Origin of the sequence: Delftia sp. DS1230 (genome assembly GCF_040112715.1) — a bacterium.
Classification (GTDB): Bacteria; Pseudomonadota; Gammaproteobacteria; order Burkholderiales; family Burkholderiaceae_C; genus Comamonas; species Comamonas tsuruhatensis.
The window spans coordinates 2,901,406-2,925,202 of sequence record NZ_CP157763.1 but is presented as its reverse complement, the minus strand read 5'-3'; the positions used below and the strand labels follow the sequence as shown (position 1 = coordinate 2,925,202).

Here is a 23,797-nt window from a genome sequence, read left to right as displayed (position 1 = left end):
AGGGGCCACACCATGACATCCATCCAACGTCTCACCACACGCCGCGCCCTGCTGGCGCTGGCCGCAGCCTGCGCCGCCGCCCTGCTGTCCGCCTCCGCGCTTGCGGCCTCGCCTGCCGGCACCGCTGCCAATGCACCGGCCGCCACCGTGGTCGACATCGTCGGCCGCACGGTCGAAATCCCCGCCAAGGTGGAGCGCATCCTGCTGGGCGAGGGCCGCTTCCTCTACGCCCTGGCCCTGATCGAGGGTGACCAGCCGCTGGCCCGCATCGCCGGGTGGCAGGGCGAGCTGCCCTTCGCCGACCCCAACGGCTATGCCGACTACCGGCGCCGCTTCCCGGCCATAGACCGCATCCCGGTCATCGGCCGCACCTCGGAAGACAGCGTCAGCGCCGAGCAATCGGTCTCCACCCGGCCCGACATCGCCATCTTCGGCCTGGGCGGACATGGTCCGGGGCGCCAGAGCGGCCTGGTCAACGATCTCAAGAAGGCCGGCGTGCCCGTGGTCTTCATCGACTTTCGCGCCCAGCCCGTGCGCAACACCCTGGCCAGCATGCGCATCCTGGGCAAGGCCGTGCACCGCGAGGAACAGGCCGAGGCCTATGCGCGCTTCTACGAGCAGCACCTGCAGCAGGTGCGCCAGCGGGTGGAGGGCATTCCCACCAGCCAGCGCCCGCGCGTCTTCGCCGAGCTGCTGGCCGGCGTCTGGGACGGCTGCTGCCACACCGTGGGCAAGGGCAACATGGGCGAATTCATCGAGGCGGCCGGCGGCATCAACGTCGCGGCCGGCAAGGTGCCCGGCGCCATAGGCGACATGCACCAGGAAGCCCTGATCGCCGCCGACCCCGAGGTCTACATCGCCACCGGCAGCCGCCCGCAGAGCAACCGCCTCATGCTCAAGGCCGGCAGCGGCGTGGCGCCGGCCGACCTTTCGGCCAGCCTGCAGACGCTGACCGCGCGCCCCGGTTTCGAGGTGCTGAGCGCCGTTCGCCAGGGCCGCGCCCACGGCCTGTGGCACAACTTCTACGACGCGCCCACCAACATCCTGGCCATCGAGGCCATGGCCAAGTGGTTCTACCCAGAGCGCTTTGGCGACATCGATCCCCAGGCCACACTGGACGAGATCAACCGCCGCTTCCTGCCCGTCCTGCCCATGCACGGCGCCTTCTGGGGCGATGCACCTGCCAAGGCAGCGGCCACAGCGGCCAGCGGAGCCGCGCGATGAACATGGCCGCCGACCTGCCCGTGGAGCTCGCCAGCCCGGCCGCCAATGCAGCACCGCTGGCCAGGGGCTACCGGCGCCTGACCGCCATGCGCGTGCTGGTGCTGGCCCTGCTGGCTGCGGCCATCGTGGGCGCGCTGCTGCTGGACTTCACCACCGGCCCCTCCGGGCTGGCGCTGGACCAGTTGATCGCCACCCTGGGCCATGCCGACCAGGCGCCGCCTGCGCTGCGCGTCATCGTCTGGGACATTCGCCTGCCCTACGCCTTGATGGCCGTGGCCGTGGGCCTGTCCCTGGGCCTGGCCGGCGCCGAGATGCAGACCGTGCTGGCCAACCCGCTGGCCAGCCCGTTCACGCTGGGCCTGTCCTCGGCCGCCGCCTTTGGCGCGGCCCTGGCCATCGTGCTGGACTGGAGCCTGCCCGGCGTGCCCACGGCCTGGGCAGTGCCTGCCAACGCCTTCCTGTTCGCCATGGCCTCGGCCCTGCTGCTGGACCTGGTGGCGCGCTGGGGCGGCATGAGCGCATCGGGCGTGGTGCTGTTCGGCATTGCCCTGGTGTTCAGCTTCAACGCCCTGGTCTCTTTGCTCCAGTTCGTGGCCACGGCCGAGGCACTGCAGGGCCTGGTCTTCTGGACCATGGGAAGCCTCTCGCGCGCCACCTGGCCCAAGGTGGCCGGGCTGGCCGCCGCGCTGGCCCTGGTGCTGCCGTTCTCGCTGCTCAACGCCTGGCGCCTCACCGCCTTGCGCCTGGGCGAGGACCGTGCCGCCAGCTTTGGCGTGGACGTGCGCCGACTGCGCCTGGGCGCCCTGCTGCACATCAGCCTGCTGGCCGCGCTGTCCGTGGCCTTTGTGGGCAGCATCGGCTTCATCGGCCTGGTGGCACCGCACATCGCGCGCCGCATGGTGGGGGATGACCACCGCTTCTACCTGCCCGCCGCCGCCCTCATCGGCGCGCTGGTGCTGTCGCTGGCCTCGGTGGCGTCCAAGACGCTGATCCCGGGCGTGATCATCCCGGTGGGCATCGTCACCTCGCTGGTGGGCATTCCCTTCTTTCTGGCCATCGTGTTGCGCACGCGGGGGCGGACATGAGCACCACCCTGAACACCTCCCTGAATACCCCGCACTTCGCACCCACCTATCTGCCACCTCTCACGCAAGATGGTCTGCAGATCGAGGGTCTCAGCGTCGCCTACGGGCGCCGACGCGTCATCGAATCGCTGGACATCGCCCCGCTGCGCGCCGGCACGCTCACCGTGGTGCTGGGGCCCAACGGCAGCGGCAAGTCCACCCTGCTGCGTGCCCTGGCCGGCCTGGTGCGCGCCCAGGGCAGCATCACGCTGGAAGGCCAGGAACTGCAGCACGCCAGCCTGGCCGAGCGCGCGCGCCGCATCGTCTACCTGTCCCAGGCCCTGCCGGCCGCCGTGCACCTGCGCGTCATCGAATCACTGCTGGCCGCGCGCAAGGCCTCGCCACACACCACGCGCCCGCAGCAGGCCGGCTCCCCGGATGCGGTCACCCAGGCTGCCGCCCTGCTTGAGCACCTGGGCATCGCCCACCTGGCCATGCGCCACCTGGATGAGCTGTCTGGCGGCCAGTCCCAGCTTGCAGGCCTGGCCCAGGCCCTGATCCGCGAACCGCGCGTGCTGCTGCTGGACGAACCCTTGTCCGCCCTGGACCTCAACCACCAGTTCCACGTCATGCAGCTGGTGCGCGAGCAAACGCGCCGCCACGGCATGACCACCCTGGTCGTGCTGCACGACCTGGGCGCCGCCCTGCGCCACGCCGACCGCGTCATCGTGCTCAAGCAAGGCCAGCTGCTGGCCGACGGCCCGCCCGCCCAGGCCATCACCCCCGCCCTGCTGGCCCACGTCTACGGCGTGCAGGCCCGGGTGGAGCCCTGCTCCCAGGGCCTTCCCCAGGTCATCGTAGACGGGCTGACGGCTGCGGCCTGAGCCCGGTCCCCGATTCCAGATCCATCCGCTTTTTTGGAGATTCCGAATGCATACCCGCATCACCGCCGCCGCTGCCTTGCTGGCCGCCTTCTGCCTGAACGCCCAGGCCCAGCATGCCCACCCCACGCCCGCATCCAGCGTGGCCCATCCCGCCTGCGAAACCACCATTGAAGGCCAGCCCGGCAAACGCTTCAGCCTGGCCGAAATCCGCGTCAGCGTGCGCTGCGAGAACTTCACCGTCCACCTGGTCCACACCGGCAGGAAGCCCTGGCAGGAAGCCGGGCACAACTGGGTGCTGGCCCGCAGCGCCGACATCGACGCCGTGATCGCCAACGGCCTGCGCGCCGGCCCCGACCGGGCCTGGGTGGACCACGCCGACGCACGCGTCATCGCCGCCACGCAAATGCTGTCGGGCGGTGAGCATGCCTCGGTCACCTTCCCCGTGGCGCGCCTGCGCAAGGGCGAGAGCTATACCTACTTCTGCTCGTATCCCTCGCATGCGCTGCCCATGCGGGGAAGGCTGGTACTGGAGGATTGAGGCCGCGTCACCGCGCGGCAAAGGCCCAAAGGGCCTGCGCGTTCAATGCAGCAGCGTCGCCGCCAAGGTCACCTCGGGCACGCCTGCCAGCGCCTTGGACAGCGGGCACTGGGACTTGGCCTCCTGGGCGATTTTCTGAAACTGCGCATCGTCGATGCCGGGCACCTTGGCCTGCAGCGTGAGGGCGATGCGGTCGATCTTGAAGCCCTCGCCATCCTTGGCAAGCCGGACCTTGGCCGTGGTGTCCAGCATCTCGGTGGCGATGCCCGCCTTCTCGCAGGCAAAGGCAAAGGCCATCGTGAAACAGGCCGCATGTGCGGCGCCCACGATCTCCTCGGGATTCGTTCCCTTGCGGTCATCCCCGAAGCGGCTGCCGAATCCGTAGGGATGGTCCTTGAGCGCGCCGGTCTCCGTGCTGATGCGGCCCTGGCCGGTCTTGCCTGCACCTTCCCAATGGACGGAAGCGGTTTTCTCGGACATGTGTTTCTCCTGTGCGTTGGTTGGACAAGCCGCCATCACAGCACAGGCGCCACGGGGCAAGGCGTGGTCCCGGGGCGCGCCAGCCCCTGCGCACACGTCCTACAGAGACAGAATCGACGACCCTGTCCCGGGCGTTCCTCCCTATTCAACACGAACAAGGCCATCTTCAAATTGCGGTGAGGAGACGGGGCGTAGGGATGCGGCATCAAGTCGGCCGGGTGCATTGCCGACCCCATTCGGGCGATCAGCACTTCCTCAGCCGAGGTTGCTGGCGTTGCCCAACTACGGCGAGGATATTGACAGTTTGCGCCTGGTCATCCACTTCATACAAAAGGTTCTGACCGGCAACACTGACGCGGCGGACACCATCGCCATAGCGCGGATCGGCTTCATACAAGCGCGGAAACTCGGCAAGGCGGTCTGTGGAGCGCAGCACTTGCTCCGTGACGTTCTCCGCGTCCCACAGCGAAGCATGCTCGAGCAAATATTCAAAAAGCGCCCGCATATCCTCAATTGCAGGCGGACGCCAGTCGACCCTATGCGCCACCACGCAACTCCTCGGCACGAGCCCGCAGGAGTTGCCGCACCTGATCCGTACTCATCCCGGTCTGTTTGTCCGAACGGGCGGCTGCCACCTTCGCGCGCACCCAATCGTCATATTCCGCCTGGGCCAGTTCCTCATCCGCCAGGCGCTGCAGCAGCTCCATCTTGTCGGAGCCACTGGTGGGGAGGATACGTGGCAGGTTCTCCGCAAGTTCACGCAGAAAATTGGCGTTCTCATAGTGCGTAGTGGTGGTCATAGCCGCTCTCCAGACGTTGCAGGCCGCACTGCCAGCGCAACAGACGGCTGTTACGCGGATGGACCTGACGGATGATGATAGCCCACGGTTTGTCGCTCCTTCTGCCGCTCAATCGCGTGAGTGATCGGCGCCCCGTCCGCGCAGCGGTGCCTGCGCCAAACCCGAGCCCAGGCCCCGCCACCCCATGGCACTAAAAAGACTGTGGATACCCACTCCTGCGGCTGGATCAGCCTCCTGCCTCCTCACCCCACAAACACCTGCCGCGTATCCGTTCGCCCCACGATCACCGCCGCCAGCACCGCCGCCCCGGCCGCAACCCCAAAATTCGCCAGATAGGCCGCCTGGGCCGAAATCTCCAGCAAGGCCGCGAACAGCGATCCGCCAATGGCCAGGGTGGCCGCCACGGCAATGGCCTCGCACAGCTGCAGGGCCGAGCTGTTGGCGCCCTGCTCGCCAGGCGCGGACATGGACAGCGTGAGCACCGACAGGCTTGCCGACAGCAGGCCCATGCCCAGCCCCGACACGATCCAGCCCCCCACCGCCACCCACACGGGCACGGCCGGCCAGGCCACCGATGCCGTCAGCAGCACGCCCGCCAGCACCGCGCTGGTGCCCACGCGCAGGAAGCGGTGACGGCTCCACCCGTTGCGGCTGTGTCCCTGGTACCAGGAGGCGGAACACCAGCCCAGCGCACCCGCGCTCAGCACCAGCCCCGCCATGGGCGCTGACAGCCCGTGCTCGCGCGCCAGCACCAGCGGCAGGAACGCCTCGGCCCCGAAGAATGCTGCAAACACCAGCCCGCGTAGGGCGATCACGCTGGGCAGCCCGCGCCCGGCGCGCAGCGTGCCGGCCGGCAAGAGCTTCCAGGTGCAGACCAGCGACAAGGCCGCGGCCACCGCCACCGCCCCCAAGGCGCCCGCCGATTGCCTCTGCCCGCCCACATACAGAAGGCAGATGCCCGTGGCCGCGCCCAGGGCCCACAGCCCGCGCCGCACACCGCCCTGCATGCCCTGGCCATGGCCGCCCAGGCCTTGGAGCGCCGGGCGCAGCATCGCCCCGGCCGGCAAGGCCAGCAGGGGCACGCCCAGGAATACCCAGCGCCAGCCCAGGTGCTCCACCACCAGGCCGCTCAACGCCGGCCCCACCAGCGCGGGCACCACCCAGGCCGTGGCAAACGCCGCAAAAATGCGCCGCCGCAGTGCCTCGGGATACCGCCGGCCCACCAGCACGTACAGCGCCACCGACATGCCACCGGCCCCCAGCCCCTGAACCAGCCGCCCCGCCAGAAACACCGGCATGGACGGCGCAAAGCCCGCCAGCAGCAGCCCCGCCACAAAACACGCCATGCCAGACCACAGCGGCGCCGCCGGCCCGCGCGCGTCGCACCAGCCGCCCGCCACCGTCATGCCCACCACGCTGGTGGCCAGGGTCACGCCAAAGGCAACCGCATACAGCGGCACCCCATCGAGCGCGCGGGCCACGGCCGGCATGGCGGTGGCCACGGCCAGGGCCTCAAAGGCAATCAAGGCCACCAGCGAGACGATGCCGATCGTCGTCAGGCGGTAGGGGGAGGACAGGATGGACCAGCTCTCGGTGGTCGTCGGCCGGACCTGATCGTCCAGCGTGAGGGAATCTTGATGGGGCATGGATGCTTCTTGGTTGCAGGGTCTGCGCCGGCCATGGCGCAGTGCCATGGCGACGAGAAGCCTGGAGCATGCAACCTCAAGTGCGGTTGAGATCAAGGGGTCCTGCCCCCAAGTACCTCTTACCGCTCGATCACGCGCCAATACTGGCCAGAGGAGCGGCTGGTGGCCGGCAGCATGACGGCAATGCCATTGTCATTGGCCGTGTCCAGCACGACGGCATCCGACAGGAAGCGGTTGTAGAGATGGAACTGGCCCGGCAGGTCACTGGGCGCACAGCGCCATTGCTGGCCGCTGAAGCGTGGGGAGTCTCCCGCCGACGCCGTCATCTTCAGCTCAAGATGCGGTTTCCCGGCCACGCTGGTGACATCGAGCGCCATGGTGCCCGGTCCGAACGCCGCATTCTGGACAAGCCAGTAGCCCTTGCCGGTGCGCATGAACCTCCATCTGTCGGCGCCCAGAATCATGGCCGGGACGGAAATCTGCCATGGCTTGAGGTTGTACAGCCCGGGGGGAGACACAAGGCCCGTGCCCTGCAGCAGCGCTACCGCATTGCGCCTTTCGCTCCAATACAGGTTTTGCAGCCCGACCCATTGGCGGTCCTTGAGCATGGGGCACTGGTCGTACAGGTAGTCGCCCGTCTCGTAGCGTCGAAAATCCGCATCGCTGAGCCGCTGGGCCGAGAGCGCGTGCGCCTCGGCGTAGATCCGTGCCAGTTCCCGCATGGCGGCCGTCATGGCGATCAGGGGCGCGGACGAGCCGCGCACCGGCCTCACCGGCAAGATGCGGCGAGCATTTGCAAGGTCGGAGGCCACGGCCCGCCAGCGCAATGCCAGGTTGCTGAATTCCGTTGCCATCGCCTGCGGCGCGGGCCCAAGGCGGACCACCGCGTTTGCCGGTGGCGGCTGCCTGGCATGGTGCGCGGCGGCCACGCGAAGCAGCGAGGCATGACTTTCCAGCTGCGCCACGACGGGTGCAGCCGCCGCAATGGCCGTATCCATCTCCGTCTCGACGGCTGCGACACCCGCATTCCATCGGGCCTCGTCCAGCGGTGCGTCGGGGGTCAGCGAAACGGCATCCAGCTGGTCACACAGCTGCTGCAAACGCCCGACGGCCTGCCCCAGCTTTTGCACCGTGTCGGCCAGCCCGTCGATACGGGCACGCAGCGTGCCCCAAGCGGCCGATGCCGCCTTCAGCGCAGGGAACGACTGCATGCTCTCCAGGCTCCTTACCAGCGTCATGCGGCCGCTGGCATCGTCCAGATCAAGCCCGGTCAGGAACGAGAACTCGGCGATATCGGTCCATACCTGCCTTGCGACTGGCTCACGCGCGGGCTCGGCTTCGACGCGGCAGCTTGATGCCAGAGCGCCACCGCAGCACAGCGCCGTGGCAGCGGCGGGCAGCCACAGAAGCCGGCTCATTTGGCGGCAGTGCCGGCCATCAACAGGCGCAGGGCCCGAGGCGCTGCCGGCATCTGTCGGGGCTCCAGCACTTCGATCAGCCACGTCGTGAACGGCGTCGGGCAGACGTCTCCCAGATGCTGCGAGAACTCGATCTGGTCGCCGGCGTAGGTGAAGTTGATCTTCAGGGGCGAGCAGAAAAGCCTCTCGACCCCGTTGCCTGTGCTGTCGTGAAAGTCGCTGCCGGTCACCATGTCGATATTGATGCGCTGGGCCGAGGCATCGGCAAACTCCAGCCAGGCCTGCACCGACGAAAGGCGGATGCGGCGGTAGCTGGCCAGTGCCGGATGGCTGGTGGCAATGGACAGGCTGATGGGCTGTCCATGCGCCAGCTGCTGCAGCAGCGCGACGTCAGTGACCCGCAATTCCCGCCGCAGATCCCCTTGGGTTCTGGCATTGGCCGCCTGCGCGCTGGCGTGGTCTGCCAGCAGGGTGGCGTGTGCATCTGCCATGGCAGCGGCCGTGCCCGGCATCGACAGACGGTGGCCGGGCTGCTTGCCGGTCTCGTAGGCCTGTGCGGCGCGGACCCCGAAGCAGTCCACGAAGAAACCGCGGCGCGCACTTTCTGCCCTGAGGGTGATTTCCCCCTGCAGCCGCGCGCTGCGCTCCAGCTCTGTCAACGCCTGCTGCTCCAGCGCCTGCAGGCGCTTGCGCTTGCCGATCACCGCAACGTACTCCAGCTTGAGCGTGGCAAGCTCACGGGCAATGGCATTCTTGGATGCGCTTTGCTCTGCCAGCAGGCGGCCATAGACGGCCACTTTCTGCACCTGTGTCTTGAGGGTGTTGGCAGCGTTGCGCACGGCCGCCTCGGTGCCTTCCGTGGCAAGCACCAGATCCAGCCTGTTGACTGCATCGTTTTCCAGCACCGTCCAGGCGGCCTTGGCTTCATTGGCATCCGGCATGAGCGCAAGTGCACGCATGGTGTCGCCCAGCTCCCGGGAAATCCCCTCGACATCCAGCCCGCCCAGCGGCCCACGGATCACCGGCAGCACCGCATTCAATGCGCCCTTGGCGGGATCCACCAGATTCATGTGCGTGCTGGAGTTGTGCCTGGCCCATTGCAGTGGAATGGCAAACGACTGGCCCAGGGCCTTCAGCGCCTTGAGCGGGCCGTCTATGCTGCCGCCAAGCGTCTTGGCCTGCCCGTACAAATCCTTCAGGCCGAGCACGCCTTTCTGACCGGTCTCGGTCAGCGCCTTCGGGTCGGGCGGCACGCCCACGCACAGGGCGGCCACGCTGCCCGCGACTGCGATGACGCCAAAGGCGATTTCCAGGCTCATCTTCACGGTGCGCACGATCTGGGCAACGTCGCTTTCAAGCTTGAGCCGCATGGCGGCAAGTTCCGCTTCAAGCTCCTCCTGGCGCACCGTGCGTGCGGCGCGGTCAAGGGCCTCGATCTGCTGAATCAACCGCTGCTCCAGCTCGGTGCAACGTGCCTCCAGCGTCTTGAGGTCCAAGGTATCCCGGTCGGCAAACGCCTGCGCGACGCTGCCCACGGCACCTGCCAGCTCGCCGCTGGCGCGCAGGCTGCGCAGGTGGGCCTCCATGGCCGCCATCACCTCCTGCCGGGCCTTGGCCAGCGACAGGTAGCTGCCGGCGCTCAGATCAGGAATCGGCCTGGCCAGCCCGTCAACGCCCATGACCGGCAGCAGACGCTGCAGCGAACCCGCCGCCTGGATCAACTCGCCAAACCCGGACTCGACCCCTGACCAACGCGTGATCCAGGCCAGCGCCTCATGGCACAACGCCAGCTCGGCCACGCTGTGGCCGGGCCTGCCTGCCATGTCGGCGCTCAGGGCAAACAGCGCGGCCAGCACCCTGTGCATCGGCTCGCCATGCTCCAGCAGGCCGGGCGGCACGGGGGTGTGCTTCACCACAGCCCGGTTGTCCTGCCACAGGAAATTGCTGAACTGTGGCCGCGCCACCGTGTCCCAGGCCTCCTCCAGCGCATAAGGGGTGTCGCGCGTGGGGCCGCCGTACAGCGTGAACCGGCCCTCCACGGCTTCCACGAAAATGCGCACCCTGCTGAGCTCGTTGTCCTCGTCATGCAGCATGCGCAGCACCGTCGTGCCTTCGGAAACAATGCGGCGGGCAACCACCGTCAGCCGCCGCACCGCACCGTCAAGCCGCCTGTCGAACCCCTCGGGCACCACCACGGTATCGGCATGGATGTCCAGCGCCTGCAGGCCAGCCGCGTCGGCCTCGTCCAGCAACACCTTCAGGTCCACCACCAGATCGGCCACGATGCCGAAGGGATTGAAGCTGCCGTCCGGCGCCCGGCCACCGCTGCAGACCAGCGGCCCTGGCGGCACCAGGCCCTCGGCTCGGTAGCGATCGATCAGGGTTCGCAATTCAATGGGAGTCATCGCGGCAGTGAGCGCGGGAGTCATTGCTGAAGTCATGGCGGGTGGTTCCAGGTAAGGCACTGCACCTGTGCAGCGGTTGGACAAAGGCCGGAGCAGATCGCTCAGGCTGCCTTCTTGCTGGCAAGCTCCACCAGTTGGTCCACGCTCTGCGCCTTCTTGGGCGTGCCGCCAAAACGGCGGAAATGGTCTGCCTGTCCGGCGACACGCGCCCAGCCCTTCTTGGCCGTGCCCAGCACCACCGTCAGGCTGAACCAGTTTTCCCCTTGCAGGGACTTGCGGCCGGTGGTGCTCAAGACCTTGTGTATGTTGCCCAGATCGGCAGAAATCGCACGCCATGCCTCGCCCAGCGTCTTGAGCTTGGGACCCAGGTCTTCAATGCTCTTGCTGATACTGTCAAAGCGATCATTGCTTCGGTTGTAGTAGCCGATGAAGCGCTCGTTCGTGGCCATCGTGGCCTGGATGGTTCTCACCTCATCGACCTTCTCGGCAATCTTCCTGCGCGTGACCGCAAGGTCCGCACCCACACCGATATCCACCCCCGCCAGAATCAGCGGCCCGAAAAGCGGAATGGCCAGATAGGCCGGAGACGTGGACAGCACGATGACTTCATCCTTTTCCTTGCGGCGCAGGGCCTTCAAATCGTTCTCCAGCTTCTCCACAGCGGCCTTCAGCTTCTGGTTGGCAGCACCCTCGGCGCCCAGCGTGGTCGTGAACTTCTGCTTTTGTCCATTGAATGCGGTCTTGCAGGCATTCAGGCGCATCAGTATTCCGTTGCCGTTGTCAAGAATGGAGTTCTGCAGCGCGAAGGCACGCACCGAGCGCGCATTGGCGTCTTCAATCAACTGCTCCAGCGCGCTGCTGAAATTGCGCTTGATCTGCTCCGACCGCCCGCTGGGCGTATCGCTTTCCCAAACCTTGACCAGGGCCTTCCATTTCGCTTCCACCGCCGGCTCCGCCGATGGGGTGGGCACTCCCTCCAGATCGAAACGGTCCACCAGCTCGATCAGCCGTTCATAGGTGGTTGCCGCCACATCGTTGTACTGAACGATATCGTCGGCAAGGGTCAGCATCTTGTCCTGCACATCGGCCTTGAACTTCTGGCCGACACCCTTGAGCGTGACGAACAGCTCCACCGCTTCGGAAAACTCCGGCCTGAAAGCATCCTGCTTCTGCATGCCCAGCATGGCGCGCATCAGCTCCGTGGTGGTCGGGTTGTCGGTGACTGCAGACTCGAAGAACGTCGTCAGCCCGATCCAGTCCTCTGAACTGAGAACGGAGATTCCCTTGTAGATATCGGCAGACGGAGTGAAGGCATTCGTTGAATTTGCAGCGTCGGACATGGCGAAGGCTCCTGAAGGTGAAAGGCCGGATTCGGCCTCGAATCGGTGTGCAAACAAGCGGCGGCGTTGAAGAAATGACCGCACCGCAGTCATCGCCCGCCCTACTTTTGCGCTCCAGTCGACCGGATGCTAGGTAGCCGCCATGGCCCTGTATGTCCCCCAAACAAGTGACACAAATTCATACAGCACTGGGGATAAGGACAGCAACCGGATTGCTCTCACACACCCAATGGCGCCTGTCCCCTGCGCGACCCATGGCAATGAGCACGATCAATCCATTGCCCCAAATGACAAGGCAAGGAATTTCGCAGACCAGGCATACACCACCTGCTATGCAATCAATAGCGCATTGCGCACTTTCATTGCCAACCAGAAGACACCATCAGTGTCAATTTCTCTTGATTTCACCGCACCCATTGGCACAGGAATTCGCCTCACCCATAAATGTTGCAAAATGTTCGGCAATTTGCACGATGGAGGCGCAGGAGTGGCAAGAAAACGAAAGACCAGCACGGCAGAAGACCTCATGGATCTGATCGCCATGCTGCCCTGGTGGGCCGGCATTGCATTGGCACTCACCAGCTACATGGTGTTGCACTCCATTGCCATCCGTCCCCTGCCTGCAGCGCAAAACCCGCAGCAAATAGGCCAATTGGCCACCACGGCCATATGGCAGGGCTTGGCTACCGGTGGCCAGTACATCCTGCCCCTCATCTGCCTGGCCGGCGCGGCCATTTCCGCCGTGCGCAAGCGCCGCCGCAGCCGGTTGTTCGAAACCACCTCGGCCAGCTCCAGCGCGGATGCGCTGCAGAACATGTCATGGCGAGAGTTTGAAACGCTGGTAGGTGAGGGATTTCGGCGGCGCGGCTACAGCGTCAAGGAAACCGGTGGCGGCGGGCCCGATGGTGGCGTGGACCTGGTCCTCTCGAAGAATGGCGAAAAGACACTGGTGCAATGCAAGCAGTGGAAAGCCTTCAAGGTAGGCGTTTCCACGGTACGCGAGCTATATGGCGTCATGGCGGCTGATGGGGCCGCTGCCGGCTTTGTGGTGACTTCTGGCCGGTTTACTCAGGAGGCTGTGGCCTTTGCTGCGGGGAGAAATATCCACCTCATGGACGGCGCCGCGCTCATGAAATTGCTGAAGGAAGCAAAGGCCCAGACAGGAGCGGCTTCAACAACCAAGGCCCGGACTTCTGCACCTTTGGCGAGCCCTGTGCCTGTGGTCGAGCCCGTCAAGACGGAGCCTGCTTTTGACACAGTGCAACCGGCTGCTGCCCCAATACCCGGCTGTCCTCAATGCGGGAAAGCCATGGTTAAGAGGGTTGCTAAGCGAGGGCCTGCGGCTGGGAAGGCGTTTTGGGGGTGTTCGGCGTTTGGTGCGGGGTGTCGGGGGACACGGGAGATGGTTGGGGTTGGGGATGAGAATTGATTTTGTAGATGGCCTGCTTTCGACCCTCAGTTGACACATAAGTAAAAGCCGCAAAGTGGTCATTCAATGAATAAACATCTATGCGTAATGCATATCGGTCTGTCCTGTCTCAGTTATAGTTAGTGTTTTAAAAAAATTGGCAAGTGGACCTGCTCTAGTCACCGTGTGCGACTACGACAGAAGGGCGGCTACCTGCATCACCGAATTGGATTCATGTCTCATTGGTGGCGTATAACACAGAGCTTCGCTGCAAGCCCCTTGCTGCGTCTTTTACATGCCAATTTAGACCACAGGTTCAAGATAACCTGATGCTTAGTGTTATCTACAGTACGTTCGCGATCTGGGGAGTTAGATGCAAGTTCAAACAGCCAAAAAAATAGCGAGTCTGCTTGTAAAGACAGGGCACGAGGAAATTGGAAAGTACCATCTTGAAAAACACATAAAGCAGAAAAATCTTTCGGGATTTCATCAGTGGGCCAACGATCGCCCATGCGAAGGCGCGTTTTTATTCAAAAATTCTGCGGGGAAGGGCATTTGGATTATTCTAATCGATTGGCGAAATAGTGATAACTTTTATGTTGTCCTGTTTCCCGAGTCTAAATCTGGTCCAATTGCTGAAATCCACCATGTTGTAAAATCACACGGCGAATCTTTTTTGCACTGGCGTTACTCGCCAAGTAAGCACGACAAAAAAAATGAAGAGCGTAGGGCATACTTTGCAGAGATTTTTCTTTCCACTAACGTGCAGATATCGATCCCACAGATTTTTACTGAAGTAGATGATTTTATTGATGACCTGTTTGTCCTCGCGGAGGGCAAGGAAAAAGCAAACAGGCTGGACCCTGATAGGCCTGTAATACGTACCGGCTTTCCGGAGGGGAAATTTAAAGAGAAGCTTCACTTGGCCAGAGAGCGCAATCAGACGTTGATCAGGCAAGCAAAAGCGCAGGCAATGGCCAGGGTCGGCTCACTCAAATGCGCGTGCTGCAGCTTTGATTTTCTTGAAATTTACGGCGAAGTTGGGCGTGGTTTTATTGAGGCCCATCATACGAAACCAATAAGTGAGCTTCACGAAGGTGGTGAAGAAACCAAGATTGAAGACCTAGCGTTGGTTTGTTCCAACTGCCACAGAATGCTGCATCGCAAAAGGCCTTGGTTAAAAATGGACGAGCTTAATGGCTTGCTGGCCGCTAATAGTTCCCTCAAGCGCTGAGTAAACGATTCTTCTTGCGACTGCCATCGACTCCTGGCCAATCTGCGAATGTCTCAGACCGACCCACAGGAGACCTTCATTGGGCCGCCGTTAAGCAGTCATTGTGAAGGCATAGAAAGAGCGCCGACTAGACTTGTATGGCGTTAGGGGCCAGTGCAATGTATTATTCTTCATCTTTTACTACTAAAATCACCTCTGCATGTTTGATCTTGATAAATTGAAAAAAGAAAAAGGAACAAATGCATGGTTTTCGCAAACAGAAGATGGGACAGAGTTATTTCTTTATGGTACCGATGAGGCGCCAAGTATCGTGGCTCTTGAAGACGCGAAGATAATAATTTCTGAATATTTTTTAATAAAGAAAAAATCGATTGCACTACTGGAGTCTTTTATGAAAGACAGTGGGGAATGGTTTCTCAACTCGATAGTTGTTGGTCCATTTCAATCAGAGAAGGACGCTGACTTTCGCGTGGAACTTGGTTTTGAGGCAGACAGAAATAAAAACGAATATAGTTACACAGGGTTTACCGTCTACTTTACGCTTAATAAGAAGGGTCGGTATCTTGGATTGACATCGCACCCTTTCAAATTCTCAGTTGAATTCTCGTAATAATCCCAACTGTTCATTGAGTCAGCGTAGATGACTGGACTGCTAATTCAAATGGTTAACGACTGATTTCCCTTAGCCTGATTGGCTGCTACTGGCCGATCCGAGACTGTCGCAGACCGACCCTAACCAGCCGGTCAACTTTTCTCCACAAAGCGGTCATTAATTGATAATTGATCTATAGCAGCCCAAAACGGGGCCGGTCATTATCCATTTTTAGAATGCATATGCTTCAATATCATACAGTCTGGCATTCCGATTCAATAACTTTGGGATGTATTAATTCTTCCGCCGACGAAGTTCCAATTTTTGTTGGATCGCCCTTTATGGGACTTCCTTCTACTGAGCCGGATCGTTTTACCCCTGTCTCGCCTCTCAATCGATTGCTATTGCTCGACGTAAACATTCTTGGATCAATTCGAGAACGGAAGAATGTAGGAAACATTCGAAGTCTATTTGCGTGGGCAGCGAGCCAAGAGCTCGAGGTTACGCCTATTGTTGCTGTAGCCGAACAACATCGAACTCATGGCGCTCCAGATAGGGCATTTAGACACTACGTTGAGGCCCTTCGCGAAGACTACTTATATAACCTACCTCAGCAAGAGGTCGAAAGGCTACTCAGCGTTTTTTCAAAACATTCGCCGGCAATTGCACAAAACGTTCAATTTATCGCGCATTACTATGTTCTGATTAAATACTTCTACCACAAGCGTTGGTCTGCAGAGCGTAAGGTGAAGGAATTTGCCGACTTGATACATGAGAAAAACGTACCTGTGCTGGCGTTTGCGTTCCTACTCGGTTGCTCTTACTTCTACGTCCGCGAAAACCCACAGCAGTTCTCTTCTGCCGTTATCAGTAAAGTGCAAAGTGACATGTGCGTACACCCGCAAAAGGAAAAAGAAAGGTCTCACCTGAGAAATCTGGCCTCTGACCTCATGCTGTTCACGGCGCCTGCTGAGATATTCTTCAACCATGAAACGTCTGAGTTCAATTTCTGCTATGTCGCGTCTGGCGACGTAAGCATCGGCTTAGTTCTTTCCGAAATTGCCTATGGAAAAATCACCGTCAATGATGGCCGCTGCTTCGGCCATCCAGGATTTAGGCTATCTGGCGCCACAGGCCGTGCCTTGGGGGCAACGGTGGCTCAGTGCCTACGTCCAAGCCCTCAACAAAGCTACTTGTATAAAGGACGTAGCGATGGTCGCTTCGATAATCTTGAGCGCCTTGCGGAGAAGATGATAAATGACTAGCCCATCGTTGCAAGGGACGCTCTGTCTATCGGGGGCACACCCCTGAGCTTAGATGAGCGTCCGCTTTTACTCGCAGCGACCAGCTGCTCCTGGCCGAGAGCAGGCCTCAAGAGACTGACTGTCCACGTGCTCCAAACTCCGCTAGCAGCCCCCAAACCACCCAGAAAGGCCACGCATCTCAAGCGTGGCCTCCCAGTACAGCACCCCAGTCAATCTGTCCCCCGCACCACCCCGCGCTCACTAACTCACCCCATCACCCCCTCAAGCGCCTCTTCCTGCGCCTGAATAAATGCAAGCAATTGCCCAGGAGTCACCGGCTCCAAGGCATGCCCCGGATAAGCGCCAATAATCAAACTGGAAATCAGCCCCAACTGATCCTGCACGCGCCGCAGGCTGTTGTACTCCGGCTCGGAAAGTTGAAAGTACAGCATGGCAACTCCTCAATGAGCACGCTTGGCGGCTGACGCAAAGGAATGCCCATGTGCTCGAAGCACGGGACCACGCAAAGGATTGGGAGAGGGTTCGGGCATTGATACGCCCGCAAAGAAAGCAGCCATGAGGCCTCCTGTGAGTACGTCCAACTGCTTTCGGGAGTGTGGCGGGACCGCCTGTGAAGGTGTGTTCAGCACCTGGGCGAGATGATACAGCGCTCAGGCACAGCTCCCGCATCCTTGTGTTGCCCGCCCGCCGCCGCTCAGCCCGACAAGGCTCCGCGCTCAAAGACCCCAGCGCCCTCGGAACACAAGGAAGGCCCCCACGCAAACGCATAGCCAGACGCCCACCACCAAGGCGACTCCGGCATGGCTTCGGGGCTTGCGGCCCTGGGCCTGCATCCAGGCTTCGGCCTGCTGGCGGCTGTCGGCCAGCACGGCCGGGGGAAGCAGCCGCACGGTGAGCCAGATCAGCGCGGGCAGCAGCAGGACGTCATCCACATAGCCCAGCACGGGGATGAAGTCAGGGATCAGGTCGATGGGGCTCAGGGCGTAGGCGACTACGAAGGCGCCCAGGGTCTTAGGGCCTGTTCACACTAATCTGGGGATCGCGTTGCCCGGCTGCGGGGTCGTATGCAAGGCGCACGTGCGCAGCAAGGCCCGTGCCTTGCAAGCGCGTGCAACGCCGCAGACGGCCCCGCAGCCGGGCAACCCGAAGCGAAGCTGCCTGCCAGCCCGCCACTCGGCGTTGCGCTCCTTGTGCGTGTGGGCACACGCACGGCGTCGCGCGCCTTGATTGGCGGGCTGGCAGGCAGCTTCGCGACCCCACATTAGTGTGAGCAGGCCCTACCGTACCAGGGCGTCTGGGGGCTCTTGCAGGCAAACCACAGGGTGACGCCATCGCGCTTGATGCGTCGTGCCCAGGCCTTCAATCTTTCACTGGCTGTCATGGATATACGAGGTTGTGAACGGGCTGGATGATGGCGGCCGGCTGTTGCCGTTGGTGCTGCGCCGCCAGGCCCGCGCAGAACTCGATGATATGGAACGCCAGCCGCGCTGCGCGCGGTTTCCTTGTACCGGGTCTTCATGTCCGTATCGCCACGGCGCCGTGCCTGTGGCCGCAAAGGCCTGCAGCACGGCGGTGTCGGATGGCCTGCGTCCACTGGGGCAAATGGCTGTATTGACTGGCAAAGCCTTGTCACCGCCCTCTTCCCCATTCCAAATCCATATCGACTGCACTCAAGGCATGCATCTCGTATATGCATCTAGGAATAATCTGAAAATAATCAGCCACAAGCCTTTCTGCTTGACTTCCAGATACCCAAGAAATCAAATAGCCTGACTCCCACAACGGAATTCCCAGGCCATTGATTGACATTGGCCTTGGGAATGATTGCGAACGCGCAATTCCCACTCCCATACCTTGATCGGACCTGATTTCTCACAGGACCGAGGTAGGCCTGCGTTTGTGATTTTTCTGGCATTTGGCAAACCACCATTTCCTTATTCATTCCATTAACCATTCGCTTGCAGGCCATGGCAACATCCACCGATCTCACCCGCCCGTATATCAGCTATGAAAAGGCCTTCAACAGGCAGATCACCCGTGCCATGGACAGCCAGCAGGTGGACGTGGTGGTACTCACGCCGCAAGAGTTCATAGGCGTCCTGCAAGACAGGTCGCGCAATGACCCACGCCTGGAGGCCAGCCTGCGCGCCATCCTGGCCCAAAGCGCCCTGGGCCGGTATTGGACGCAGACGGCCAGCCCCAATGCCGGCAAACCCTGGACCATCCCCGCCTCCATGCTGGCCAATGACGCGTACCTGTTCACCCTAATCAATAGGCTAGCGCTTATTAAAAAATTAGCAGGAACTTAAATGCAAGCAACAGACATAGCCCAAATCAGAAAATCTCTAATATGGAGTATTTCATCATTTTTACTGATTTTGGCTCTATCAATCTGGAGCATAAAATACTCCTTTCTCAACACCATCATTGACTTAAAGAGTTCTTCTGCGTCAGTGAGAATTACACCACTTCATCTGGCAATTGTATATTTCCCAGTAATTTCAGTCACAGGAATTATTGCCATGATACAAAAATCAATTCCCTGCAAAGAGCCCACTTTAAAAATAGCGGAGCGTATCTTTGCCTTCTCAGTATTCACAGGGACTGGCGTTGTGCTTCTTTGTTTCTTTGTCATCACCCCTCTGCAATACTATGCCATGCCAAAGCTTGGTTATACGCGGTGCAACATTCTGAAAGATCATCCCACCATATATTTCACTGACTGGGTCAAAAATCCCGATTGGTGTGTGCGAGGCAAAAGCCGGGAATGGGTCAATGAGCAAGCTCGCCTGCCCAATGATTCGGACCATGGATCTCGGTGAAATGTCGTCCAAGGCGTATCCACCTGAGTGGTGGTATGACAAAGGGAAATCAGAGATAGCGCCATCAACCTGAGAGAGTTAAGCAACAGAAGCAAAAGAAGAAAAACAAGACAAACTCTCGGGAAAGTCCAGCAATCTGCTGGCACCTATTAGCCAAAAAAATATGGACATTTAAGTGGAAGAAAATAATCTGACCGAGTTCAGAAAATCTTTAATCCATGGCATTCCTTCCCTTCTATTGGTTTCAGCACTATCAATATGGAGTACAAAATACTCATTTCTAAACACAATAATTGATCTGAAAAATTCCGCTCCATCCGTAAGAATTACACCATCCAGTTTGCTAGTGGCGTATTTCCCAATAATGTCAATCACAGGAATTATTTTTCTTGTACAAAGATCAATTCCTTGCAGATCAAGTATCCTGAAAATCTCAGAGCGCATTTTCACGATTACCACAATCACGGGAGTAGTGATCATGATTACTTGTCTTCTTGTAATAACTCCTTTGCAATACTATGCCATGCCAAAATTAGGCTATACACGCTGCAATATTCTGGAAGACCACCCCACCATTTATTTCACAGACTGGGTAAAGAATCCCGCCTGGTGCGTGCGAGGCAAAAGCCGGGAATGGGTCAAAGAGCAAGCCAGTCTTGCCCAATGACCAGATGATTTTTCCCGGGTAGGTAAAGAGGGGTCGAATGGCCTAACGGCCCAGGAACAGGCGGGTGGCGCGCAGGCCCAGGGGCGTCCAGTGCAGGCCCGGTGACATGGCCTGTACCAGCAACTCATGCTGGGCTGCTGGATCTAGCATGGGGTAGCGCTGCTCGAAGAGCATCAGGTCGGTGTCCAGTTCCTGCGCGCTGCGGCCCGGGTCCGGCCGCGCGCCACGGGATGTGCGCAGGCGTTCGGCCACGCGAAAGCTCATGCGCCGCGCCGGTTTGCCGGGCTCGGCCACGGATTCGAAGGAGGCGCCATCCGCACTGGCCGGCCCACGCAGCCAGTCATGAATGACTTGCAGCTCATAGGGAGAGAAAACACCGAACATCTCTGCCCGCTCGCCCTGCAGCAGCTGCCAGAAGCGGCTTTCCTCAGCAGGCCGATTGCGTTGTATCCAGCGTGCCTGCTCCAGCGCGGCCAAGAAGGCAGGCATGTCCTGCGGACGGGACAGCCAGTCATTGACGCTGCGGCCGGCCACCTTGCAGAAGTCCGAGTGCGCGCCATGCCCGGAAGGCGATTTGCGCGCCAGGATGCGCACCACCTCAGCTTCGATGTCGAACGACCTGATCACGTCCAGTGTGCTGGTGCCCGTGTCTGCCAGCCGGGCGCCTGCGCGTACGCGGCGCCAGTATTCGCCGCCATCGTCAATGCGCGGCGCGTTCTCCCAGGCGGCAATGCAGGCGCGCCGGGCATGGCCGGTGTCGGCGTTGTCCACGGTCACATGCAGCGTGAAGTAGTAGGGATCTATTCCCAGTTCATTGAGTTCGTAGGCGGTGATGAGCAGGTGCAGCGGCAATTGCTCATAGCCCAGGTTGAATCCCACGATCTCGGGCAGGAACTGCTGCGCATTCCAGCCCAACGCCAGCTGTACCAGCCCCTGCCGGTACAGCTCGTCGGGCAGGTCCTCCACGGGATCAAGGCCATACCTGGCCAGGAGTTCCCGGTAGAGCTTGACGTGGTTCTTGTCGGCCATGCCGTCGCCCAGTTCTTCCACATAGGTGGTGACCAGGTCCGACATGCGTGAGTTGCCCGCGTGCGCGCACAGGCCGTAGAGCCAGGAACCGTCCACCAGCTTGGTAGGGGCCACATTGCGCAGGAAGTACAGGGCATGTGCGCGGTTGCCGAAGTAGCGGCGTGCCGCACCCGCCTTGCGCTCTGCCAGGTAGGCCTGGTACTGGGCGTGCACTTTCTCGACATTGGCACGCATCCAGTCGGTCAGGTGCTCCGGGTTGTCCGGCAGGCCATCGGCATCGGCAGAGGTCTCGGCGATCACGCCGTGCAGGAAGTCCGCAGCAGCCTGGCGCTCCTGTTCGGTGGGCAGATGGTTGGCCAGGCGCTCGTAGAGCGGCACATGCAGGAAAGAAGGCTCAAGCGTGCCTGCGCCAGCGGCCAGTTCGGTACGTGGGGGGTCCAGCAGTTCTGTGTTCATGGTGGGGCTTTGGTCCGTAACGCCTTCAGGATGCGGTGTGGCCCTAGGTACAGCCATCGGGCCAACGCCTTCCTGTGCGTCGTAATACGCCTACCCTTGGCGCAGGCGCCCGGGCCGGACCGCCGTCGCCCTGGCGCCCGCGCTCATGGCAGGGGAACAGGATCCGGCCCGGCCTTGCCGGCGAGCATTGGCTGGTACTGGGCGCCGGCCTGCTGGGCCTGGGCTGGGCCCGGTTATGGACAAGCGCGGCGTCTTGCTGATACTGAGATAAAGCCGGTCTTCCTGCCGCTGCCCGGCCATCGCCTCACGCTGGCGTTCAGCGCGCATCTTGGTGCCCCCGCGTACTCCCCCTCCCCACCACCTCAAACCCCACATCCTGCGCTACCGCCGCCACGCCACCGGCCATGCGCGCAATCAGTGCCTCTGCGCCCAGGCGGCCGATGGCGGCGCCGTCCACGCGCACGGTGGACAGGGCGGGCCAGGCGTCCAGCGCCAGGGCCTGGTCGCCAAAGCCCAGCACGCCGAATTCCTCGGGCATGCGCAGGCCCAGCGCGTGGGCGTGGGAGAGCACGCCTTGCGCCAGCGCATCGGAGCTGCAGAAGACGGCATCGGCCTCCGGTGCCTGGGCGCGCAGGGCGCTCAGGGCATCGCGGCCACGGCCGGATTGGGGGATGGCTTCCGAGAAGACGATTTGCGCAGGAACCGGGGCACCGGCTTCCGCGGCGGCGCGGGTGAAGCCCAGGGCGCGGCGGGCGGCGCGGCTGTCATCGGCGCGCAGGATGGCCGGGCGCCGGTAGCCGCAGGCGGCCAGGTGGCGGAAGGCGGCGCGGCCCGCGTCTTCCTGCGAGAAGCCGACCACCATGTCCAGCGGATGGGGCTGGTAGTCCCAGAGTTCGACCACGGGCACGTCGGCATTGACCAGCAGGCGCCGCGTGCGTGCCGTGTGCTCGGTGCCGGTGAGCACAATGCCGTCCGGCCGGCGGCTGAGCATGGCGGCCAGCCAGGTTTCCTCATGCTCCGGGTCATAGCTGGAGATGCCCAGCGTGGTTTCATAGCGCTGCGCGGCCAGGGTGTGGATGAGCGCATCGAGCATGTCGGAAAACAGCGAGTGCCCTACCGAGGGCACGATGGCCGCCACCAGCCGCGTCTGGCGCGAGGTCAGCCCGCCCGCCAGGGAGTTGGGCACGTAGCCCGATTGCTCCACGGCCTGCGCCACGCGCAGCCGTGTGGCCTCGGCCACCAGTTCAGGCCGGTGCAGCGCGCGCGAGGCGGTGATGGGCGACACGCCGGCAATGCGGGCTAGGTCCTTGAGCGTGGGCGCATTGGCGTTGCGCAGGGTGCGGAGGGTCATGCGGGGCCTTTGCCTGGAATGGCGATGGAGAGGCGGCTTGAGGATGATTGCGTGGTCATGTTAACGATGATGTCCATCAGCACGGTCTGATTGTTTCCCCTCGTACGTCCGAATGGAGAACGCTGCCTTTGCTTGAAATGATTGCGCAATCATTCAAGAGGAGACAAGCATGCGTCCTTCCCTTTCCAACCGCCGCAGCGCCATGGCGCGCCTGCTGGCTGCGGCCCTGGCTCCAGCATCGATCCTGACTGCCGCGCACGCGCAGGCCGAGGCCGCCTGGCCGGTCAGGCCTGTCACCCTTGTGATTCCCTTCCCTCCCGGTGGCCAGACCGATGTGGTGGGCCGGCTGGTGGGAGAGCGCCTGTCGCAGCGCCTGGGCCAGCCCGTGGTGGTGGAGAACCGGCCCGGCGTGAATGGCTCTCTGGCCTCCGAGGCCGTGGCGCGGGCGCGGGCCGATGGCTACACGCTGGTGATTGGCGGGCCGGGCACGCATGCCATCAACCAGCTGGTCAATTCCAACGTGAGGTACGACGCGCGGCGGGATTTCACGCACATTGCCATGCTGGGGCGCGTGCCCATGCTGCTGCTGGCCTCGCCCAGGCTGAAGATCGCTTCGGTGGCCGATGTGGTGGCCCTGGCCCAGGCCAGCCCAGGCACGGTGAATGTGGCGCTGACGGGCATTGGCTCGTCCAGCCATGTGACGACGGAGCTGCTGCGCCAGGCGGCCGGCGTGAGCTTCAACAACGTTCCCTACAAGGGCGATGTGCCCGCCATGACCGATGTGATGGGCGGCCAGGCAGACCTGCTGTTCGTGCCCGCCACCTCGGCCGTGGGCTTTGCGCAGGCGGGCAAGCTGCGTGCGCTGGCCGTGGCAGGCGAGCGGCGCCTGGCGGCCCTGCCCGATGTGCCCACCATGGCCGAGGCCGGCCAGCCGCAGGTCGTCAACTATTCATGGACCAGCCTGGCGGGGCCGCCGGGCATGCCGGCCGATGTGGTGGAGCGGCTCAACCAGGCCTGCCAGTCCCTCCTGGCCGAGCCCGAGGTGGTGGCCCGCCTGACCGCCATGAGCAACGAGCCCACGCCAGGCACGCCCGCCCAGGCCGCCAGCTTCATCGCCGCCGAGGTGGCGCGCTGGAGCGAGGTGGTGCGCAAGGGAAACATCCAGGTCCAATGA

At 62.2% G+C, this 23,797-nt stretch carries 22 protein-coding genes and 1 pseudogene; 11 read left to right on the top strand and 12 right to left on the bottom strand.

What is annotated here, in order from left to right:
- Positions 1 to 12 precede the first annotated feature (12 nt).
- The 4 genes from AAN986_RS13105 to azu are packed head-to-tail and all read left to right on the top strand — an operon-like array spanning position 13 to position 3,710.
- Entirely contained in the window at positions 13 to 1,224 is a 1,212-nt protein-coding gene (locus AAN986_RS13105) for an ABC transporter substrate-binding protein (protein ID WP_047219738.1), read from the top strand.
- On the top strand, positions 1,221 to 2,309 hold the full coding sequence (locus AAN986_RS13100) for an iron ABC transporter permease (protein ID WP_047219739.1): 1,089 nt from the start codon (positions 1,221 to 1,223) through the stop codon (positions 2,307 to 2,309). Before AAN986_RS13105 ends, AAN986_RS13100 begins: the two co-directional genes overlap by 4 nt.
- Positions 2,306 to 3,172, top strand: coding sequence for an ABC transporter ATP-binding protein (locus AAN986_RS13095; RefSeq protein WP_162233984.1), 867 nt, complete (start codon positions 2,306 to 2,308; stop codon positions 3,170 to 3,172). The genes AAN986_RS13100 and AAN986_RS13095 overlap by 4 nt, the downstream gene beginning before the upstream one ends.
- 46 nt (positions 3,173 to 3,218) lie before the next feature.
- Positions 3,219 to 3,710, top strand: a complete 492-nt coding sequence (gene azu / locus AAN986_RS13090) for an azurin (RefSeq protein ID WP_052862769.1) — start codon at positions 3,219 to 3,221, stop codon at positions 3,708 to 3,710.
- 42 nt (positions 3,711 to 3,752) lie between these two features.
- On the opposite strand, the gene AAN986_RS13085 is transcribed toward azu, so the two are convergent.
- From AAN986_RS13085 to AAN986_RS13055, 7 genes are all read right to left on the bottom strand, one after another.
- The gene (locus tag AAN986_RS13085; RefSeq protein WP_034393960.1) at positions 3,753 to 4,190 is read right to left on the bottom strand and encodes an OsmC family protein; all 438 of its coding nucleotides are present in this window, start codon (positions 4,188 to 4,190) and stop codon (positions 3,753 to 3,755) included.
- 244 nt (positions 4,191 to 4,434) lie between these two features.
- A complete protein-coding gene (locus AAN986_RS13080) occupies positions 4,435 to 4,737 on the bottom strand; it encodes a type II toxin-antitoxin system RelE/ParE family toxin (RefSeq protein WP_071956011.1) in 303 nt (100 codons plus the stop codon).
- A complete protein-coding gene (locus AAN986_RS13075; protein ID WP_349335706.1) occupies positions 4,727 to 4,990 on the bottom strand; it encodes a plasmid stabilization protein in 264 nt (87 codons plus the stop codon). The genes AAN986_RS13080 and AAN986_RS13075 overlap by 11 nt, the downstream gene beginning before the upstream one ends.
- Before the next feature lie 242 nt (positions 4,991 to 5,232).
- Positions 5,233 to 6,636 (bottom strand): MFS transporter, encoded by a 1,404-nt coding sequence (locus AAN986_RS13070; protein ID WP_349335705.1) that lies wholly within the window; start codon positions 6,634 to 6,636, stop codon positions 5,233 to 5,235.
- 119 nt (positions 6,637 to 6,755) lie between these two features.
- On the bottom strand, positions 6,756 to 8,054 hold the full coding sequence (locus AAN986_RS13065) for a hypothetical protein (protein ID WP_349335704.1): 1,299 nt from the start codon (positions 8,052 to 8,054) through the stop codon (positions 6,756 to 6,758).
- Positions 8,051 to 10,495 (bottom strand): hypothetical protein, encoded by a 2,445-nt coding sequence (locus tag AAN986_RS13060; RefSeq protein WP_349335703.1) that lies wholly within the window; start codon positions 10,493 to 10,495, stop codon positions 8,051 to 8,053. Before AAN986_RS13060 ends, AAN986_RS13065 begins: the two co-directional genes overlap by 4 nt.
- Positions 10,496 to 10,560: 65 nt before the next feature.
- Complete coding sequence (locus AAN986_RS13055) at positions 10,561 to 11,799, bottom strand: alpha-xenorhabdolysin family binary toxin subunit A (protein ID WP_349335702.1); 1,239 nt, start codon at positions 11,797 to 11,799, stop codon at positions 10,561 to 10,563.
- Positions 11,800 to 11,941: 142 nt separating this feature from the next.
- Here AAN986_RS13055 and AAN986_RS13050 point away from each other — a divergent pair, with 142 nt between their 5' ends.
- The 4 genes from AAN986_RS13050 (at position 11,942) to AAN986_RS13035 (ending at position 16,298) form a co-directional block, all read left to right on the top strand.
- Positions 11,942 to 13,228 carry a restriction endonuclease gene (locus tag AAN986_RS13050; RefSeq protein ID WP_349335701.1) on the top strand — a complete coding sequence of 429 codons (1,287 nt, stop codon included), beginning with the start codon at positions 11,942 to 11,944 and terminating at the stop codon, positions 13,226 to 13,228.
- 352 nt (positions 13,229 to 13,580) lie between these two features.
- A complete protein-coding gene (locus AAN986_RS13045) occupies positions 13,581 to 14,441 on the top strand; it encodes an HNH endonuclease (RefSeq protein WP_349335700.1) in 861 nt (286 codons plus the stop codon).
- 199 nt (positions 14,442 to 14,640) lie between these two features.
- Complete coding sequence (locus AAN986_RS13040; protein WP_349335699.1) at positions 14,641 to 15,051, top strand: hypothetical protein; 411 nt, start codon at positions 14,641 to 14,643, stop codon at positions 15,049 to 15,051.
- 323 nt (positions 15,052 to 15,374) lie between these two features.
- Positions 15,375 to 16,298, top strand: coding sequence for a hypothetical protein (locus AAN986_RS13035; protein ID WP_349335698.1), 924 nt, complete (start codon positions 15,375 to 15,377; stop codon positions 16,296 to 16,298).
- Positions 16,299 to 16,543: 245 nt separating this feature from the next.
- On the opposite strand, the gene AAN986_RS13030 is transcribed toward AAN986_RS13035, so the two are convergent.
- Both AAN986_RS13030 and AAN986_RS13025 read right to left on the bottom strand, forming a co-directional pair.
- Positions 16,544 to 16,729, bottom strand: coding sequence for a hypothetical protein (locus AAN986_RS13030; RefSeq protein WP_349335697.1), 186 nt, complete (start codon positions 16,727 to 16,729; stop codon positions 16,544 to 16,546).
- Positions 16,730 to 17,014: 285 nt separating this feature from the next.
- Positions 17,015 to 17,305, bottom strand: a pseudogene (locus tag AAN986_RS13025) (DUF1232 domain-containing protein); the annotation flags it as partial.
- Between the two features lie 960 nt (positions 17,306 to 18,265).
- On the opposite strand from AAN986_RS13025, the gene AAN986_RS13020 reads away from it, so the two are divergent.
- Together AAN986_RS13020 and AAN986_RS13015 are read left to right on the top strand one after the other, a co-directional pair.
- A complete protein-coding gene (locus AAN986_RS13020) occupies positions 18,266 to 18,607 on the top strand; it encodes a hypothetical protein (protein ID WP_349335696.1) in 342 nt (113 codons plus the stop codon).
- A complete protein-coding gene (locus AAN986_RS13015; protein WP_349335695.1) occupies positions 18,608 to 19,120 on the top strand; it encodes a hypothetical protein in 513 nt (170 codons plus the stop codon). It abuts the gene before it with no gap.
- 171 nt (positions 19,121 to 19,291) lie between these two features.
- Here the strand turns inward: AAN986_RS13015 and AAN986_RS13010 are convergent, their stop codons facing one another.
- The 3 genes from AAN986_RS13010 to AAN986_RS13000 form a co-directional block, all read right to left on the bottom strand.
- On the bottom strand, positions 19,292 to 19,600 hold the full coding sequence (locus AAN986_RS13010; RefSeq protein WP_175403275.1) for a hypothetical protein: 309 nt from the start codon (positions 19,598 to 19,600) through the stop codon (positions 19,292 to 19,294).
- A gap of 229 nt (positions 19,601 to 19,829) precedes the next feature.
- On the bottom strand, positions 19,830 to 21,272 hold the full coding sequence (locus AAN986_RS13005; protein WP_349335694.1) for an iron-containing redox enzyme family protein: 1,443 nt from the start codon (positions 21,270 to 21,272) through the stop codon (positions 19,830 to 19,832).
- 316 nt (positions 21,273 to 21,588) lie between these two features.
- Entirely contained in the window at positions 21,589 to 22,623 is a 1,035-nt protein-coding gene (locus AAN986_RS13000; protein WP_349335693.1) for a LacI family DNA-binding transcriptional regulator, read from the bottom strand.
- Positions 22,624 to 22,792: 169 nt separating this feature from the next.
- On the opposite strand from AAN986_RS13000, the gene AAN986_RS12995 reads away from it, so the two are divergent.
- Positions 22,793 to 23,797: a tripartite tricarboxylate transporter substrate binding protein gene (locus tag AAN986_RS12995; protein WP_349335692.1), complete on the top strand. Its 1,005-nt coding sequence runs from the start codon at positions 22,793 to 22,795 to the stop codon at positions 23,795 to 23,797.